The sequence below is a fragment of the Lichenifustis flavocetrariae genome, from assembly GCF_026130545.1.
Classification (GTDB): domain Bacteria; phylum Pseudomonadota; class Alphaproteobacteria; order Rhizobiales; family Beijerinckiaceae; genus Lichenihabitans; species Lichenihabitans flavocetrariae.
This window is the reverse complement of the sequence record NZ_JAMOIM010000150.1, coordinates 1-1014: the sequence shown is the minus strand read 5'-3', so window position 1 is coordinate 1014 and position 1014 is coordinate 1. Positions and strand designations below refer to the sequence as shown.

1 protein-coding gene is annotated in these 1014 nt (G+C 66.1%); it reads left to right on the top strand.

All coding sequences use genetic code 11. From position 1 onward, the window contains the following. Positions 1-82: 82 nt before the first annotated feature. A partial coding sequence (locus tag M8523_RS36370) for an IS110 family RNA-guided transposase (protein ID WP_282589656.1) occupies positions 83-1014 on the top strand: 932 nt, incomplete at its 3' end.

Genomic DNA, 1014 nt, shown 5'->3' with positions numbered 1-1014 from the left:
CCCCCTTTATGGATGGCCCGCCCCTCTCCGCGGAGCAGCTGATAGGCTGCATTCGCAACTCAGGTGAGGACGGAGCGGACCCATGCAGCTTTCCATCATCGGCATCGATCTCGGCAAGACGTCGTGCAGCCTCGTGGGCCTGGACGCTGGCGGCAAGGTCGTCCTGCGTCGGCGCCTGCGCCGCGATACCATCATCGCGTTCTGTTCCAAGATCTCGGCCTGTGTGGTCGCCATGGAAGCTTGCTGCGGCGCTCACCACATCGGCCGTGCGCTGGCCGGCCAGGGTCACGAGATCCGCCTCATGTCGCCCGAGTACGTGCGCCCCTATGTCAAGGCGCAGAAGAACGACGACCGGGATGCCGAAGCCATCGCCGAGGCTGCAAGCCGGCCCACCATGCGTTTCGTCACTTTGAAGTCGGAGGAGCAGCTTGACATGCAGACGCTTCACCGGGTCCGCGACAGGCTTGTCGGCGACCGGACGTCGCTGATGAACCAGATCCGCAGCTTGTTGCTGGAGCGCGGCCATGTGGTGGCGCAAGGTCGCGCCAGACTGGCAGTCGCGCTCGCCGATCTGCTCGACGGCGAAAAGCCCGTTCTGACACGTCGCATTCATGAGTTGATCGTCGACATGCGCCGCCAGTGGGATACGCTCGACGAGCGTATCAAGGCTTTCGATACGGAGTTCGCCGCCGCCGCCAAGGCGCAGGACGGTGCGAAACGGCTTCTGTCCATTCCCGGCATCGGCCCACTGAATGCGACGGCCCTCGTGGCCGCCGTCGGTGACGCAGGCACCTTCGCCCGAGGACGGGACCTCGCGGCGTGGCTTGGCCTCGTGCCGCGGCAGGTGACGACGGGTGGCCGACCGAAGCTGCTCGGCATCACGAAGCGCGGGAGCAAGTACCTACGCAAGATGCTGATCCAGGGTGCCCGAGCGGCCTTGCCGACACTGAAAGCCGCGGACACGCCGGTGGGCGCCTGGTTGCGCGGGCTCCTGGCTCGGGCGCATCTCAACAC